The organism is Chitiniphilus shinanonensis DSM 23277 (genome assembly GCF_000374805.1).
GTDB classification, from domain to species: Bacteria; Pseudomonadota; Gammaproteobacteria; order Burkholderiales; family Chitinibacteraceae; genus Chitiniphilus; species Chitiniphilus shinanonensis.
On sequence record NZ_KB895353.1, the window covers coordinates 1 to 18,342 of the forward strand.

Annotated in this window: 7 protein-coding genes; 6 read left to right on the forward strand and 1 reads right to left on the reverse strand. The window is 68.3% G+C overall.

Translation table 11 applies throughout. The features are described from left to right. Positions 1-5,834 (reverse strand): SdrD B-like domain-containing protein (locus tag C556_RS0116045; protein ID WP_018749268.1); only part of this gene is annotated, 5,834 nt, incomplete at its 3' end. Positions 5,835-6,472: 638 nt separating this feature from the next. Here C556_RS0116045 and C556_RS23165 point away from each other — a divergent pair. From C556_RS23165 to C556_RS21840, 6 genes are all read left to right on the forward strand, one after another. Continuing rightward, positions 6,473-6,643, forward strand: coding sequence for a hypothetical protein (locus C556_RS23165; protein ID WP_157236211.1), 171 nt, complete (start codon positions 6,473-6,475; stop codon positions 6,641-6,643). A gap of 216 nt (positions 6,644-6,859) precedes the next feature. After that, positions 6,860-8,470 (forward strand): methyl-accepting chemotaxis protein, encoded by a 1,611-nt coding sequence (locus C556_RS20740; protein ID WP_245559263.1) that lies wholly within the window; start codon positions 6,860-6,862, stop codon positions 8,468-8,470. A gap of 376 nt (positions 8,471-8,846) precedes the next feature. After that, complete coding sequence (locus C556_RS20745; protein WP_018749270.1) at positions 8,847-10,460, forward strand: methyl-accepting chemotaxis protein; 1,614 nt, start codon at positions 8,847-8,849, stop codon at positions 10,458-10,460. A 494-nt stretch (positions 10,461-10,954) separates the two neighbouring features. Beyond that, a complete protein-coding gene (locus C556_RS21835; RefSeq protein WP_245559264.1) occupies positions 10,955-12,568 on the forward strand; it encodes a methyl-accepting chemotaxis protein in 1,614 nt (537 codons plus the stop codon). A 907-nt stretch (positions 12,569-13,475) separates the two neighbouring features. Then, positions 13,476-15,077, forward strand: coding sequence for a methyl-accepting chemotaxis protein (locus C556_RS20755; RefSeq protein ID WP_018749272.1), 1,602 nt, complete (start codon positions 13,476-13,478; stop codon positions 15,075-15,077). 3 nt (positions 15,078-15,080) lie between these two features. Then, on the forward strand, positions 15,081-18,338 hold the full coding sequence (locus tag C556_RS21840; protein ID WP_018749273.1) for a sensor domain-containing protein: 3,258 nt from the start codon (positions 15,081-15,083) through the stop codon (positions 18,336-18,338). The last annotated feature ends 4 nt before the right edge of the window (positions 18,339-18,342 follow it).

The following is an 18,342-nucleotide window of genomic DNA, read 5'->3' on the forward strand; positions in this document are numbered from 1 at the left end:
AGCGCCCACGCCTGGTTGACGTAGTCGCCCTGGTTGACGCCGGTGCCGACCACCAGCAGCAGCTTGACGGTGCGCTGCTGCCCCGCCTCGAAGTCGAGGCCGGACCAGGTCAGCGCGCGCCCGGCCACGGTGGGCTCCTGGCGCACGCCGTCCACCGTGGCGCTGTTGCTGCGGTACTTGAAGCCGGGCGGCAGCTGGTCGCGCAGGTCGACGTCGGCCAGGCGCGCCGCCAGCGTGTTCTGCGCCACGATGGTGTACGGCACCAGATCGCCGATCTGCACGTTGGTCAGCGGACTGGTCTTGCGCACCACCAGCGCGCCGCTGAGGATCGGATCGACCGGCAGGTGGTTGTTCACCAGGTTGGCCGATTGCCCCGGCGTCAGCGCCAGTTGCAGGTAGTACTGGGTGCTGCCGCGCCCGCTCAGCAGGCCGGCGCTGGTGGCCGGGCAGGCGTCGGGCTGGTGTTGCGGCGCCGCGGCGGGCGGCGGGCTCATGCTGTCCTGCACCAGGGCGGGGTTGGGCGAGCCCAGCACCGTCACGGGGTTGGCGCACGGCGCGATCATGGTCGAGACGCCCGGCGCGTAGCCGGCCGGTGCGCTCAGGCCCAGGGTGTAGATCCCGGCCGGGGCGCCCGGCATCAGCAGGAACTGGTAGATGCCGGAAGCGTCGGTGGTCTGCACCTGCACCGCGCGACCGCCGACCAGATGCAGCGCCGGGTCGAAGCTGGCCGGGCCGTCCAGGCGCACGGTGGCGCCGGCCACCGGCACGCGGCGCACGCTGTCGTACACCACGCCGGACGGGTCGAGCGGCAGGCTTTGCAGGGTGACGTCGGCACCGGCGCCGAGGTACAGGCCGACGATGCCGTCCACCCGTTCGCGCTGGGCGCGCGGCATGGAGTGCTGCTCGAAGGCGCCCTGCCCCGGCGGCGTGGGCGATACCGGCACGCCGTAGACATAGCCGCGCGGGCTGACGAAGCGCAGGCGGTAATGGTCGCCAACGGTGATGCTGGGCAGCACGTCGGTGAAGCGGTAGGCGCCGTCGGCGTCGGTCTGGGCGCTGGCGACCAATGCATCGCCGCGCAGCAGCTCGACCGTCCAGCCCGACTGGCCGCTGCCGGCGCGGGCGCCGTCCTGGTCGCGGCTGTGGTCGTAGTCGATCCACACCTTGCCGGCCACCGTGGCGGTGGCGGCGACGGTGTCGCCGAAGTCGTAGCCGGTGGCGCGCACGCCGGCCGGCAGCGCGATGCCGCCGGTGGTGTTGACGCCCGCGCTGCCGCCGGCGCTGCCGGCGCTGGCCCGACCGTCGCCATAGTTGGCGGGCTGGGTCTCGCTCAGGGTGTAGCCGCCGGGGCCGGCCTTGGGCAGATGCTCGAAGCGGTAGCGGCCGTCGGCGTCGGTGGTGACGCTGGCCTGGACGGTGCTGCCGTCGGCGCCGGTGCCGCTCAGGGTGACCACCACGCCGGGCAGCGGGGCTTCGCCGCTGTCGCGCACGCCGTTGTCGTTGCGGTCGAGGTAGACCGTGCCGGCCAGCGCGCCGCCGACTTCGCCGAAGTCGTAGCCGCCGGCATATTGCGAGGCGCCGAGCGGGATCGCGCTGATGACGTCGCCGTTCACCGTGCCGCCGATGTTGCCGGCGCGGCTCTTGCCGTTGCCCCAGGCGGCGGGCTGGGTCTCGCGCAGGGTGTAGCCGGCCGCGTCGGCGCCCGGCACGTTGAGGAACAGGTACTGCCCGGCGGCGTCGGTGACGGCGGTGCGCTGCAACGGCTGGCCGAGCACGTCGGTGCCTTCCAGCACGATGGTCACGCCGGCGATGGGCGGCTCGCCCGGATCGCGCTGGCCGTTGTCGTTCAGATCGACGTACACCTGGCCGGAGATGCCGGTGCCCACTTCGCCGAACAGGTAGCCGCTGGCCGCGGTGTTGGCCGCCAGCACCACGTTGCCGATGACATTGGCCACGCCGGTGTCGCCGCCCGCGCTGCCGGCGGTGGCGCCGCCGTCGTTGAAGCCGGCGGGCTGGGTTTCGGTCAGCGCGTAGGTGCCGGGCGGGATCGCGGCGCACTGGCCGCTGGCGCCGGCGGCCGGGAAGACGAAGTTGCCGGCGCTGTCGGTGACGGTGGTGCAGTGCACGGCGTCGCCGCTGTTGCTGGTGCCCGTCAGGGTGATGGTCACGCCGGGGATGCCGCCCTCGCCGGGGTCGCGCTGGCCGTTGGCGTCAGCATCGACATATACCGCGCCGGACAGGCCGGTGGCCTGGGTTTCGCCGAACAGGTAGCCGGTGGCGTCGGTCTCGGCCGCCAGCACGATGCCGCCGATGGTGTCGCCGGCCACGCTGCCGCCCGCGCTGCCGGCGGCGTTGCGCACGCTGTGGTAGCCGGCGGGCTGGGTCTGGGTGACGGTGTAGCCGGCCGCGCCGGACGGCGGCAGGTCGGCGAAGCGGTAGCTGCCGTCCACGTCGCTGGTCGCGCTGCGCGCCACCGGGTTGCCCCAGGCGTCGGCGCCGCTCAGTTGCAGCGCGACGCCGGCGATGCCGGGATCGGTGCCGGCGTCGAGCACGCCGTTGCCGGCGCGGTCGAAGTACACCAGCCCGGCCAGCGAGGAACGCACGATGGCGACGGTGCCGCTGGCGGTGTTGTCGAGCGCGGTGGGGTCCACTTCGCTGGTGGTCACCCGCGCGGTGTTGGTCACGCTGCCGCCGGCCGGCCACACGGTGTGGCGCACCCGCGCCGTCACGCTGGCGTCGCCGCCGTTGGCGACGGTGCCCAGGTCGCAACTGAACTGGGTGCCGGTCACGCTGCAACTGCCTTGCGACGGCGTCACCGGGCTGGCGCCGATGAACTCCATGCCGGCCGGCAGGGTGTCGGTCAGCGTGGTGGTCAGGCTGTCGCCCGGCCCCTTGTTGTGCACCGCCATGGTCCAGGTGAACGGCTCGAACAGGCTGACGCGGGCGGCGGACGCCACCTTGGTCAGCGCCAGGTCGGCACGGATGCGCACGGTGGTGGTTTCGTCGGCGTTGTCGTTGCCGGCGTTGCTATCGGTTTCGTTGCGGCCCACGGTGCTTTGCAGGCGATACACGTCGCCGCCGGCGCCCGGCGCGGATTCGATGCGGAACGCCAGGAAGCGCACGTGGCCTTCGCCGCTGATCAGCCCGGTGGGCGCGTTGCAGGTGATGGTGGCGGCGACGCCCTGGTAGCTGGCGCCGACGTTGTCGCACTGCGCCGGCGCCGGGGTGCACTGGCGCGCGCCGGCGGCGGTGTCGCTGTCGCACAGGAAGGTGTAGCGCTTGCCGGCCGGCGGGGTGAACACATTGGTCAGCGTGATGCCGCTGGCGTAGGACGGGCCGTTGTTGGTGGCGGTGACGCGGTAGACGATCACGTTGTCGCCGAGGTTGACCGGGTCGTAGCCGAGCGGGTCGGGCCCGGCGCCGACGGCGGCGGCATCGGTGACGTTGACCAGCATGTCCACCTGGGCGGGGTCGATCAGCAGCGTGGCGCTCTTGCTGTCGTTGGCGGGTTGCGCGTCGTGGGTGGTGGTGCTGGCGGCGGCCTGGTTGCCCAGCTGGCGCTGCGCGCTGCCGGCCATCCAGTTGGGGCGCACCACCACGGTGACGGTGCGGGTGGCGCCGGTGGCCACGCTGCCCGACCAGGTGCAGTTCAGCGCCGGGTTGCCGGTGTAGCTGGTGCCGGCGGTGAGGCCGCTGCAAGCGCCGCCGTTGGAGGCGACGGCCGAGATGAAGGTGAAGCCGCTGTCGCCGCCGGGCACGCTGAAGGTATCGCTGGCGGCCACGGCGGTCGCGGCCGACGGGCCGTTGTTGCGCACGGTGATGACGTAGGTGGCCTCGACGCCGGCCTTCACCGTGGCCGGGTTGACGGTCTTGGAGACCACTTCCAGATCCGCCACCGGGTCGATGACCGACGACACCGTGGCGCGGTTGTTCAGGCGGTCGGGATCGCCGACGTCGGTGGAATTCACCGTGGCGACGTTCTCGATGGCGCCATCCTTCAGCGGCCGGGTCAGCGTGATATCGACGTAGCCGCTGGCGCCGTTGTTCAGCGCGCCGCCGTTGCAGGACACCAGCGCGCCGGCGATGCCGCAGGTCATGCCGGGAATGGTGTTGGCGCTCACCGTCACGCCGGTGCCGCTGCTGTAGTGGGCCGCCAGGGTGTCGCGCAGCGCGATGCCGGTGCTGTCGTCCGGGCCCAGGTTGGTGACGGTCAGGCGGTAGGTGAGGCTGTTGTCGGTGGCGGCGAGGGGATCGTCGGCGGGGTCGGGAATCGATTTGGTCAGCGCCAGGTCGGCGGTCTGCGCGGTGGCGGTCACGCTGACCGAGCCCGAATCGTTCACCAGGTTCAGGTCGCACTGGCTGGCGTCGGTGGCGCACAGGCCGGACGGCAGCGCGGTGGCGTTGTTGGTCAGGCTGCCCGCCGCGCCGGCGCGGGTGACCACGGTCAGCGCCGGGGCCGAGGCGCCGTTGGCGAGGTTCTGGCTGTAGGTGCACGTCACCGTCTGCGGCGCGGCGGGCACCGTCAGCACGCACGACCAGTTGCTGCCGCTGCCGCTGACGTAGGTCTCGTTGGCGCCCAGCACGTCGGTGACGACGATGGGCGCCAGCCGGGCCGCCGGGCCGGCGTTGCTGATCGCGATGGTGGAGATCATGTTGCTGCCGACCGCCACCGGGTTGGGCGTCTTGGTCTTGGTCAGGCTCAGGTCGGACTGCTGCTGCTGGATGCTGGCGCTGACCGAGCCGCTGTTGTTGGCCGGCACCGGGTCGGTGGTGGCGCTGCCGATGGTGGCGGTGTTGGTGTAGCTGCCGCTGGCGGGCGCGGTGGTGACGATGGCGATGTCGTTGCTGGCGCCCATGGCATAGCTGGCGCGGGTGCAGGTGACCAGCTGCCCGGCGATGCCGCAGTTCCAGCCCGTGCCGCTGGCCGACTGGATGGCGTAGCCGGCCGGCACGCTGTCGCTCACCGTCACGGTGCTGGCAGCGATGGGGCCGTTGTTGCGCGGCCGCAGGGTGAAGGTCACCGCTTCGCCGCCGATCTGCGGGCTGGTGGCGCTCTTGGTGATCGCCAGGTCGGTGCCGCTGGCGATGGCGGTGTCGAAGGTGGCGGTGTTGTTGTCGGGCAGGCCGTCCGGCGTGGTGGCGTCCACCGTCATCGACGCGGTGACGGTGCCGCTGCTGGAGCCGGTGACGGTGCCGTTGATGGTGATCTGCGGCAACGCGCCCGGCGCGCTGGCGCCGCCGCGGGTACAGGTGATCAGCTGGCCGGCGGCGCTGCAACTCCAGCCACCGCCGCTGGCGCTGCCGTAGCTGACCCCGGCGGGCAGGGTGTAGCGCACCCGCGTGCCGTTGGCGGCATCCGGGCCGTGGTTGACCACGTTCACCGTGTATTGCACCGGCCCGCCGCCCACCGCGGTGGCGCTGCCGCCGCCGGAGATCGCGAGGTCGGTGCCGCTGGTGACGGTGGTGGCCTGGGTGGCGCTGTTGTTGCCGGGGTTGGCGTCCGGCGACGCGCTGGCGATGGTGGTGGTGCTGCTCAGCACGCTGCCGCCGCCGGCGGTGACGCGCAGGCGGATCGAATAGGCGATCGGGCTGCCCCCGCCGCCGCCGGTATCGGCCAGGGCGCCGAACTGGCACGCCACCTGGGCGCCCTGCTGCGCGCAACGCGAGTCGGACACCGACAGGAACGACGCGCCGGCGGGGATGTCGGTGGTGACCACCACATCGTTGGCCAGCATGTCGCCGCCGTTCTCCACGGTGACGGCGTAGACCAGTTCGGCGGTGGCGCTGACCGGGTCGGGCGTATCGCTGAACGACGTGACCTGGACATTGGACAAGCCCCAACTGGGGCCCGACCACGCCAGGCCAGCCAGGAACAGGAGGCAAGCCGCCCCCCTTGCGCCGGGCCGGAAGCGGCGCCGCGCCGAGATAGCTGGTGTCATTGGATCTACTCGCGTGACAGACGGGATGCATGCCATGACATGCATTGGCGCGGATGCTGCGACGCAGCAATCGACGAGGCGTTGACGGCGGACAATGCCCGGGGAATACCTGAAGCGGGCCACCCATCCTCGACAAGAAAAAACTTACGCCAATACCACTTCCGACCTAAGCAGGAAGCGCGTTTGGGATGCGGTGCGCATTCTTGTCCAGCAGGATTTTTTACGCGTCATGCCAGACAAAATTTGACAATCCCGCTGCAACCCCCGGCCGGGCCGCCCTTTTTTGCTGTCGCAGCAAGCGGCGCCCCGCAGGCGGGCCACCCGTTTGCCAGTCACGCGCGCCTGACCTCGCGATACGCCTTCGCCCCAGGCGCCGCGTCGCCGGCAGCTGCCACGGCCGACCACCGGCCCCCACCCCATCCATGAGGCCAGGCATGGCCCGCCGGCCCATGCCCGGACGCTCGAATGAAAGAGAAAAGTTGTCACCAAAAAAACTGTTCCCGAGGTAAGGCTTTGGTGGAATGGGGTATTAGGTGAATAACGCCTTTTTTGCTGAAAACCGGATGCTTTCCATTTGCCCGGCAATATTTGATAAAGAACAAATCAATTGGGCAAACCCGGCAAATCGCCCCACCCATCCGGATAGGTGGGGCAATGCCGGAAGCATGATCAACCAATTGACCCGTTTATCAGCAAATGATTAATCTCGCCCCATCCCGCCCGGCTCGAAACAAGGCATTCCGCCATCCTCCAAGCCGGCCGGGCGCGTCCCATTCGGGCCGGCTTTCATCCCAAGCCGGGTTCCAGATATCGGGCATTACGCATTACCCCACCCAGCGGCAATTCCGGAACGAAAGCCAATGCCAGTCGGACATTGCGCCAGCAATGCCCCATCACATCATGCAAAGAGGAATGGACAAATGAAGATAGGAATGCGGGTCCGTCTATTGGGGTTCGCCGGCCTGGCGGTGCTGTTGCTGGCGCTGCTGCTGACGTGGAGCTTTATCGAAAAAGCCAAGGTGCCGGTCAAGAATATGGGTGACAACGTCATCCCCACCCTGGCGCTGATCGGCAAGATCAACCAGGAATACTCGGAGGTGCGGCGCCTGCTGCTGCTGCACGTACTGAACACCGATCCGCAGCAGATGCAGGCCAACGAGCAACAGATCACGCAGCTGCACGACGCGTTGCAGCAAAGCATCGCGCAGTACAACAAGAGCCTGGTCGACGAGACGGACCGGCGGAATTCCGAGCGCCTCAGCCAGGAGCTGGCGGTGTATTACGGCAAGGCGCGGCAGGTGATGGAGCTGTCGCGGCAACTGCGCGAGGAAGAGGCCACCCAGACGGTGCGCGACGCCACGCCCGACGCCGTCAAGGTGTTCGACACCCTCAACACCATGAGCGCCTACTACGCCAAGATCACCGAGCAGGCGCAGCGCGACATCGATTCGGGCTTTTCCACGCTGTTGTCGTCGCTGCTCGGGGTGTGCGCGCTGGCGGCGTTGGTGCTGGTCGTCGTCGGCGAGCTGATCACCCGCTCGGTGGTGACGCCGCTGTTCCGCCTGCGCGATTTCGTCGCCAACGTGGCGCGCAACTACGAATTCACCCAGCGCCTGCACGACGCGGGCCGTGACGAGGTGGCCCAGACCAGCCGCGCCTTCGACGGCCTGCTCGACACGCTGCAAGGCAGCCTGCGCGAACTGACCGAGATCGGCCACAAGGTGGGCGCGCACGCCGGCGAGGTCGCCACCGCGTCCACCGAGCTGTCCACCGCGTCGCAGAAGGTGAGCGAATCGACCACCAGCATGGCCGCCGGCGTGGAGCAGGTGACGGTCAGCGTCAACCACGTGGCCGACCGCGCCGAAAACACCGATGAGATCGCGCGCAGCGCCGGCCAGTTCGCCAGCGACGGCGGCACGGTGATCGGCGAGACCATCGATCGCATCAACCATATCGCCGGCCGGGTGCAGGATTCGTCGACCAACATCGCTTCGCTGGTCGAGCGCACCGCCAGCATCGGCAGCGTGGTCAACGTGATCAAGGAGATCGCCGACCAGACCAACCTGCTGGCGCTGAACGCCGCCATCGAGGCCGCGCGCGCCGGCGAGCAGGGCCGTGGCTTCGCCGTGGTGGCCGACGAGGTGCGCAAGCTGGCCGAGCGCACGGCATCGTCCACCGCCGAGATCAACGACACCGTGTCCGCCATCCAGCACGAGGCCAACCAGACGGTCGAGGCGATGCAGCGCGCGGTGGCGGAGGTGGAGGAAGGCGTGACGCACGCCAGCCAGGCGGGCGAGGCGATCCAGCAGATCCGCCGCAGCACCGAATCGGTGGTCAACGAGGTGGGGCAGATTTCGTCCGCCATGCGCGAGCAGAGCAGCGCCAGCACCATGATGGCGCAGGAGATCGAGAAGGTGGCGCAGATGTCCGAGGAAACCAGCGCCGCCGCGCTGCGCACCTCCGAATCGAGCAACGACCTGCACGATCTGGCCCGCGACATGCAGCGCGTGATCGAGCGCTACAAGGTCTAGCCAGCTTCAGCCAGGGGGGCCAACGCCCCGCTCCGCGCCCCGCCGCAGACCAAGGCGGGGCGTTTTTGCATCCAGGTTTCCCAGGGCGGATCGGCCTTGAAACGTGGGTGCGAAGGTCGATTCGCCCCCCAAGCCGTTCGCGACCTCGCCCCCTTGGCGGGGCCCCGCCCGATACCGCCGCCCTCCCCTTGCCGTTCGCCCGTTTTTTCCCGCCGTTGCGCCTGCCCGACACGCCACTGATTTTTCATCGCATTTTGATTTGCGCCTCGCTATACATCGAAGGCGGCGGGATGCGATGAACAGGCGCACCGGCCACCATAGCGGCCGTATCCAGCCCCGCCGGGGCAACGACGTCTTTCGAACCGAGGGGAACGACATGAAGATCGGCACACGGGTACGTTCGCTGGGCATCGCCGGCCTGCTGGTGGTGGCGGTCACGGTGGTGGTGGCGTGGGTCTTCGTCGAGCGCGCCCGCGAGCCGGTCCGGAACCTCACCGACAACATCGTGCCGACGCTGGAGCTGCTGACCCAGCTCAACGTGGAATTCGGCAACACCCGGCGCGAGCTGCTGGTGCACGTGCTCAACCACGACGAAGCGGCCATGCGCCAGGTAGAGGAAGAGTTCAACCACTCGGAAAAGCTGATCCGCGAGAGCCTGGCGCAATACAACAAGACGATTTCCGACGACACCGACCAGAAGAACTCCGACGAATTCCGCCGCGAGCTGGACGCCTACTTCGTGCTGGCGCACCAGGCGCTCGATGCCTCGAAGCAGCAGCAGAAGGACCAGGCGATGCAGCAGGCGCTGGGGCCGGGCGCGGCGCAGGCCGGCAAGGTGTTCGACGCGCTGGATCGCATGGGCGACTACTACACCGTGCTGACCCAGCGCTCGCGCGACAGCGTGAACGCGGGCTTCAGCGCGCTGCTCACCACGCTGGGGGTGGTGTTCGCGGTGGCGGCGCTGGGCCTGCTGATCACCGGTGAATACATCACCCGCGCGGTGGCGGGGCCGCTGTTGCGGCTGCGCGATTTCGTCGCCGAGGTGGGACGCAGCTACGAATTCACCCGGCGCCTGGGCGCCACCGACCGCGACGAGGTCGGCGAGACCAGCCGCGCCTTCGACAGCCTGCTCGACACGCTGCAAGGCAGCCTGCGCGAGCTGTCGGACATCGGCGGCAAGGTGGGCGCGCATGCCGGCGAGGTGGCCACCGCGTCCACCGAGCTGTCCGCGGCGTCGCACAAGGTGAGCGAATCGACGGTGAGCATGGCGGCGGCGGTGGAACAGGTGACAGTCAGCGTCAACCACGTGGCCGACCGCGCCGAGAGCACCGACGAGATCGCGCGCAATGCCGGCCAGTACGCCAGTGAAGGCGGCACGGTGATCGGCGAGACCATCGAGCGCATCAACCAGATCGCCAGCCGGGTGCAGGATTCGTCGGCCAACATCCAATCGCTGGTCGAACGCACCGCCAACATCGGCAGCGTGGTCAACACCATCAAGGAAATCGCCGACCAGACCAATCTGCTGGCCTTGAACGCCGCCATCGAAGCGGCCCGCGCCGGCGAGCAGGGGCGCGGCTTCGCGGTGGTGGCCGACGAGGTGCGCAAGCTGGCCGAGCGCACCGCGTCGTCCACCGCCGAGATCAACGACACCGTGTCCGCCATCCAGCGCGAAGCCCGGCAGACGGTCGAGGCGATGCAACGCGCGGTGGTGGAAGTGGAGGAAGGCGTGGCGCACGCCGGCCAGGCCAGCGAGGCGATCCAGCGGATCCGCCGCAGCACCGAATCAGTGGTCGGCGAGGTGGGCCAGATCTCGTCCGCCATGCGCGAGCAGAGCACCGCCGGCACGTCGATGGCGCAGGAAATCGAAAAAGTGGCGCAGATGTCCGAGCAGACCAGCACCGCCGCGCTGCGCACCTCCGAGGCCAGCAACGACCTGCACAGCCTGGCGCGCGACATGCAGCAGGTGATCGCGCGCTATCGCGTGTAGCCGCCAGGGCGCATCCACCTTCCAACGCGGCGCCGTCCGTCGGCCTTGCACGACGGGCGATGCGGCCCGCGCGGGCGCGTGAGCCACCCGGGCCCCGCCACCCCATCCTCGCAACCCGCTTCGCCGCCCGGTGGGCCACGGCTTGGCGCAGCGGGCTGTCGCGCGGCGGATCGTCCGGCCGACACGCGCTCATGCACCACATTGGTGCGATTTCCCGCCAATTCGCCACGGCCCCCTCCAACGGGGGGACGGCCATCTGGCGCATGTCCCTCCCCGCTCGCCCGCCATACTTTGGCTATCGCCCGCTCCCCCTGGGCCGAGCGGCGTGCGCGCCCCCTCCCCCGACGACGCACGCCGCCATTGCCTTTGCCTGTTCGTCCAGCACCCCTGGTTGCCGAACCCGATGATTCCTATCGATTAGCACGAACCGCAACGTTACAAAGGCATGGAAAAGAAATCTGGCAAACCAATCGAACGCGATTGCGAGGTATGAGATGAAAATCGGAATGCGAGTGCGCCTGCTGGGCGCCACCGGCCTGCTGGTCGTGCTGTTGATGTCGCTGCTGACCTGGGTGTACATCGAGCGGGCCAACGAGTCGGTGCAGACCCTGTCGGATCGCATCGTGCCCACCCTGGGCACACTGAGCGAACTGGACCTGAACTTCGCCGATTCCCGCCGCGAGCTGCTGTTGCACATCCTGGAATCCAACGATGCCGACATGAAGCAGACGCAGGAACGGTTCGAGACCGCGCGCACCCGGCTCTACGAGCACCTGGACGCCTACGGCAAGGTGGTGCGCGACGACACCGACCGCGCCAACTACGAGGCCGCCCGCCAGGAACTGGATACGTACTTCAATCTGGCGCGCAAGGTGATCGCCGTCTCGGCCGCGCACCAGAAGGACGAAGCATCCCGCGAAGTGCGCACGGTCACCGCGCCGCAGGCCGCCAAGGTGTTCGAGCGCCGCACCGCCATCGTGCAGTACTACGGCGCGCTGACCAAGCAATGCAACGACCTGATCGACCAGCACTTCCGCACGCTGCTCACCATCCAGGGCGTGGCGTGCGCGGCGGCGATCCTGCTGTTGCTGCTGATCGGCGAACTGATCACCCGCTCGGTGGTGAGGCCGCTGGCCCACCTGCGCGACTTCGTGGTCGGCGTGGCCGGCAACTACGAATTCACCCAGCGCCTGAATGACAGCGGCCGCGACGAGGTGGCCGAGACCAGCCGCGCCTTCGACGGCCTGCTCGACGCCATGCAGGCCAGCCTGCGCAGCCTGACCGACATCGGCCACAAGGTGGGCGCGCACGCCGGCGAGGTCGCCACCGCATCCACCGAACTGTCCACCGCGTCGCAGAAGGTGAGCGAATCGACCACCAGCATGGCGGCCGGCGTGCAGCAGGTGACGGTCAGCGTCAACCACGTGGCCGACCGCGCCGAAAGCACCGACGAGATCGCGCGCCATGCCGGCCAGTTCGCCAGCGACGGCGGCACGGTGATCGGCGAGACCATCGAACGTATCAACCTGATCGCCGACCGGGTGCAGGATTCGTCGGCCAATATCGAATCGCTGGTCGGGCGCACCGCCGACATCGGCAGCGTGGTCAACACCATCAAGGAAATCGCCGACCAGACCAACCTGCTGGCCTTGAACGCCGCCATCGAGGCGGCCCGCGCCGGCGAGGCCGGGCGCGGCTTCGCCGTGGTGGCCGACGAGGTGCGCAAGCTGGCCGAGCGCACCGCGTCGTCCACCGCCGAGATCAACACCACCGTCGGCGCCATCCAGCTGGAGGCCAACCAGACGGTCGAGGCAATGCGCCGGGCGGTGCAGGAAGTGGAGGAAGGCGTGGTGCACGCCGGCCGCGCCAACGAGGCGATCCGGCAGATCCGCCACAGCACCGATTCGGTGGTGACCGAGGTGGGCCAGATCTCGTCGGCGATGCGCGAGCAGAGCACCGCCAGCACCATGATGGCGCAGGAGATCGAGAAGGTGGCGCAGATGTCCGAGCAGACCAGCGCCGCCGCGCTGCGCACCTCCGAATCGAGCAACGACCTGCGCAGCCTGGCCCACGCCATGCAGACCGAGATCCAGCGCTACAAGGTGTAGTCGGCCGCCCCATCGAGAGGCATCGCCGCGGCCCGGGCGGCTCCGCCCGGGACCACGGCGCTTCCCCTGGGGAGCAGGGCGTCGGATCGCCGATATGCAAGGTGGCGGCATCCGACGGGTGGGCACGGATCGCGGGTGGGCCGGGTTTCCGTGCGCAGCCGGACACGGCTTGCAAAGCGGCGCCCGGCGGGTGGTCGGGCAGACGGAATTCTCTGTACGGAACAATCCGCTTCGGATGGCCCCACCATAAAAGGGACTGATGAACGGCAGTCGGCGACACGGCCCTTTTTTCTTGGGCCGACATGGGAACCTCGCCACTTCTCACGCGTACACGACAGAAGAAGTCAGAATTTGATTTCAATCAAATAAACAGGCCAATTACCCCGAAAGCCGGATTGGATTTTTCCCAAAAACGACAATTGCAAGCTTTCAAGACGGGGAAAAACCCATCCCCCGCCGATTGGGTGGGCAAACCATATTAACAACTGCTGATGTTTGACCGTCCCAGGGGGCGTTCAATATGCTCGAACACGTCAATTCACCGATCAATTGCATTGAGGGAAATATCCATTTCCGTCAATTCGGGCCCAGCGCTTCGTCGATCTCCCCGCCATGGATGGCTTTGCCCCACCCGCAGCGACGAACCGGCCCCGCCCTTGGAAAACAGGCGCGCGCTTATCCCATCGCTGGTCGTTCGGCGCGGGATCAGAATTTTCCGTTCGGGGTGTTGGCAGTGAAATCCGGCTGTTCCGCATTACCCCTTTTTATCGCGCGAATCTGAAGGGCTCATTAAATTCTCTTCATGAATCAATGCATAAAGAAGCACCAATAGGCGCAGACATCGGGAATCGGAACATTGAATTCATGAAGTGCATTTTATATTTGAGGCAATAAAATGAAGATTGGAATGCGCGTCCGCCTGCTTGGCGTGGCAGGTTTGCTTGCGGTGATGCTGACAACAGCCATCGCCTGGGTCTACATCGAACGGGCCAAGACCCCGGTCGAGGATCTCACCGGCAACATCGTGCCGACCCTGGCTCTCTTGACCGACATGAACATCACCTTTTCCGACACCCGTCGCGACCTGCTGCTGCACATCCTGGAGAAGGACGAAACCGGCATGAAGGCGCTCCAGCAGCATTTCGAGGAGGGTCGCGCCAAGCTGCTCCAGAAGATGGACGAGTACGACAAGCTGGTCTACGACCAGCAGGACGCCAAGTACGCCCAGGCGGCGCGCCAGGAGATGGAGGCCTACTACGTCGTGGCCGAGCAGGCGCTGAAGGCATCCACCGAGCAACGCAAGGACGAGGCGGCGGATCTGGTCAAGCGCGTGACCGCCCCGCAGGCCACCAAGGTGTTCGAGCACCTTTCCACCATGGGGGCCTACTACGCCAAGCTCACCCGCCAGTGCAACGACGCCATCAACAGCGGCTTCAGCACGCTGCTGACGGCGCTGATCGGCATCTGTGTCGCCGCGGCGCTGCTGTTGCTGCTGACCAGCGAATTCATCACCCGCTCGGTGGTGACGCCGCTGTTCCGCCTGCGCGACTTCGTCGGCAACGTGGCCCGCAACTATGAATTCACCCAGCGCCTGAACGCGAACGGTCGCGACGAGGTGGCCGAGACCAGCCGCGCCTTCGACGGCCTGCTCGACACGCTGCAAGGCAGCCTGCGCGATCTGGCCCAGATCGGCCACAAGGTGGGCCAGCATGCCGGCGAAGTGGCGACGGCATCGAACGAGCTGTCGTCCGCCTCGCAGATGGTCAGCGAATCGACCACCAGCATGGCGGCGGGCGTGGAACAGGTGACGGTCAGCGTCAACCACGTGGCCGACCGCGCCGAAAGCACCGACGAGATCGCGCGCAGCGCCGGCCAGTACGCCAGCAACGGCGGCACGGTGATCGGCGAGACCATCGAGCGCATCAACCATATCGCGGAGCGGGTGCAGGATTCGTCCACCTATATCAGCTCGCTGGTGCAGCGCACCGCCAACATCAGCACCGTGGTCAACACCATCAAGGAGATCGCCGACCAGACCAACCTGCTGGCGCTGAACGCGGCGATCGAGGCCGCGCGCGCCGGCGAGATGGGCCGCGGCTTCGCGGTGGTGGCCGACGAGGTGCGCAAGCTGGCCGAGCGCACCGCGTCGTCCACCGCCGAGATCACCGACACCGTCGGCGCGATCCAGCACGAGGCCAACCAGACGGTCGAGGCGATGCAGCGCGCGGTGAAGGAAGTGGAGGAAGGCGTGACCCACGCCGGCCAGGCCAGCGAGGCGATCCAGCAGATCCGCCGCAGCACCGAATCGGTGGTCAGCGAAGTGGGCCAGATCTCGTCCGCCATGCGCGAGCAGAGCAGCGCCAGCAACATGATGGCGCAGGAGATCGAAAAGGTGGCGCAGATGTCCGAGGAAACCAGCGCCGCGGCGCTGCGCACGTCGGAGTCGAGCAACGACCTACACGGCCTTGCCCGCGACATGCAGCGTGTCATCGAACGCTACAAGGTGTGATTGATGAGCGCAGGCCGTCTGCTCCGGCGTCTTTTCCGCCAACGCGGCGCCATCGCGGCCGGGACCCTGGCCGCGCCGGTGCCGTGGGTGTGGCCCTCGTCCATCGAGTGGCCGTGGGCGCGGTGGGGACGGCAGTTGCGACGCCAATGGCCGCGCGCCACCCCGCTGATGCTGGCCGCGGGCGCCGCCACCGTCCTCGCCTGCTGCGCGGTGGCGCTGGTGCTGTACCGCGATGCCCAGCGTTCGGTGCGCGAGGAAGCGCAATCGATGCTCAACGCGCTCAACGGCCTGACCAGCCACAGCATGGAGATCTGGTTCGCCGACCGCCAGGCCGACCTGGACGTGGTGGCCGGCGACGACTTCTTCGTGCAGGCGCTGCGCAACTGGCAGCGGCAGGGCCGGCCCAACGACATCCAGCGCATCCAGCTGCGCAACTACCTGGAGCGGATCAAGGCGTTCTACGGCTACCAGGACATCAGCGTGCTGGCCGCCGCCACCGGCCAGGTGCTGCTCTCCGCCTCGGGCTGGGAAGGCCCGCGGCCGGGGCAGGACGGCATGCCGGTGATCGACCTGTCGCACACCGCCGCCCTGCCCGAACTGGGCCCGGCCACCTCGGTCATCCCCACGACATCGCGTGCCGCCACCGAGCCGGTGCGCTGGCTGGTGCGGCGCATGCTGCCGAGCAGCGCCCATCCCGACGGCGGCGACCTGGAACTGCGCTTCGAGCTGGACCCGACCCGCACCGCGTTCCCGCTGCTGCATCGCGGCGCGCTGCCGGCCTGGACCGGCCACACCTGGCTGATCCGGCGCGCCGGCTCGCAATTCGAATACGTGGACGCCGAAGGCCAGCGCGTGCGGCTGACCGACGAGTTGCCCGAGACGCGGCGCTGGCTGCTGGCGCTGACCGATCCCGCCACCCGTCACGATCGCCTGATCGAGGGCGTCGACCTGCACGACGAGCCCACCTTCGGCTACAGCCGCCGCTTCAGCACCACCGACTGGTTCATCACCACCCTGGTGCCCGCCCAGCAGGTCTACGCCGACCTCAACGCCCGGGTGCGCAACATCGCGCTCGGCATCGTCGGCCTGGCCCTGCTGCTCGGCGTGGGCGGGGTCAGCTGGTATCGCGGCCAGCGCTACCGCGCGCTGCAACGGGAAAACACGCTACGCCACAACTTCGAGCAGATCTTCCAGAATTCGCGCGACATGATGCTGCTGGCCGATTCCCACGGCGCGGTGATCGACGTCAACCACGCCACCTGCCAGGGCTACGGCCTGTCGCGCGAGGCGCTGACCGCCATGCGCTTCCGCCAGCTGTGCTCGGGGCAGAACGTGCAGGGCGCGCGCGGCCCGACGCCCTGCCCGCGCCTGGCCGAATGCAACCGGCAGAACGCCGATGCCGACTTCGTCAGCTGGCTGGCCAGCTCGCCGTGCGGCGAGGCGATGCACCGCCGCCACGACGACAGCCACTTCCTGGCGGAAGCCAATTTCTCCGAGGTGCGGGTGCAGGATCAGCGCCTGGTGCACATCGTGATCCGCGACGTCACCGAGCGCCGCGCCGCCGAGGACCAACTGCGCGTCGCGGCCAACATCTACCGCGAAACCGACCAGGCCATCATCACCAGCGACTTCGCCGGCGTCGCCGCCAAGGCCAACGCCGCCTACTACACGCTGACCGGCCGCCAGCCGGAGCAGGTGCTCGGCCAGCCCCTGGCCACGCTGTTCGACGACGCCGACCTCAACACCGTCAGCTACGACGCCATGCTGGCCCATTGCCGCCGCGACCAGCGCTGGCAGGGCGAACGCTACATCCGGCGCCCCGACGGCAGCATCCGCGCGGTGTGGCACACCGTATCGGCGGTGATCGATGCCGACCAGCAGATCTCCGCCTACATCCACATCCTGAGCGACATCAGCAGCCTGAAGGAAACCCACTCCCGGCTGGACTACCTGACCCGCTACGACCCGCTGACCGCGCTGCCCAACCGCCAGAGCCTGAACGAAGCGCTGACCAAGGCGCTGCACGGCGAGCACCGCAACGTGACCGTGGCGCTGATCGGGCTGGACCGCTTCAACCTGGTGAACCAGTCGCTGGGCCTGGCCAGCGGCGACAGCCTGCTCAGCGAGTTGGGCGCGCGCCTGAAGGACAAACTCCGCACCGCCCCGGTGCAGCTGTTCCGCTTCAGCGGCGACGAATTCGTGCTCTTCGCCCCCTTCGTGGCCGATACGGAACACGTGAACAGCCGGCTGCGCGACCTGCTGGAACATATCGGCCAGCCGATGATGATCGACGGCCGCCCGCTGCGCATGACCGCCAGCGTCGGCCTGGCCGAGCACCCGTTGCACGGCGACACCGCCGACGCCCTGCTCAAGCACGCGCATATCGCGATGCGCGCGGCCAAGGAACAAGGCGGCAACACCCTGCGCTGGTACGAGCCGGGCATGAACGAAGCGGTGCAGGACGCGCTGTCGCTCGGCCAGGCGCTCGACGGCGCGCTGGAACGCGGCGAGCTGAGCCTGCACCTGCAACCGCAGGTGCTGATGCACGAGCAACCGCGCCTGATCGGCTGCGAGGCGCTGCTGCGCTGGCAACACCCGCAACTGGGCTTCGTGCCGCCGGATCGCTTCATCCCCATCGCCGAAAAGCACGGCCTGATCGGCCGCATCACCTGCTGGGTGCTGGAAGAGGCCTGTCGCATCTGGGCCGGCTGGCGCGACGCCGGCCTGTCGCCGGTGCCCATCGCCATCAATATCTCGGCCGCCCAGTTCCAGGACACCCAATGGCTGGACACGGTGGCGCAGATCATGGCGCGCTACCGCATCCCCGCCGGGCAGCTGGAAATGGAGATGACCGAAAGCTCGATCATCCAGCAGGCCGAATCGGTGATCTCGCTGATGCACCGGCTCAACGAGCTGGGAATCAAGCTCGCCATCGACGACTTCGGCACCGGCTATTCCAGCCTGAGCTACCTGTACCGCTACCCGGTGCACAAGCTGAAGATCGACCGTTCCTTCGTCAACCGCATCGGCACCCGCGATGGCGGCGCCATCGTCAACGCCATCATCGCCATGGCCACCAGCCTGCGCATGCGGGTGATCGCCGAAGGCGTGGAAAACCAGGTGCAGAGCGACTTTCTCACCGCCAACGGCTGCATCGAGGCCCAGGGCTACTACTACGGCCGCCCGATGCAGACCGACCCCTTCAAGCAACTGCTGCGCCCGCTGGGCTCGCCCATCGCGGCCGCTGCGCAACGTCCCTAGGAGC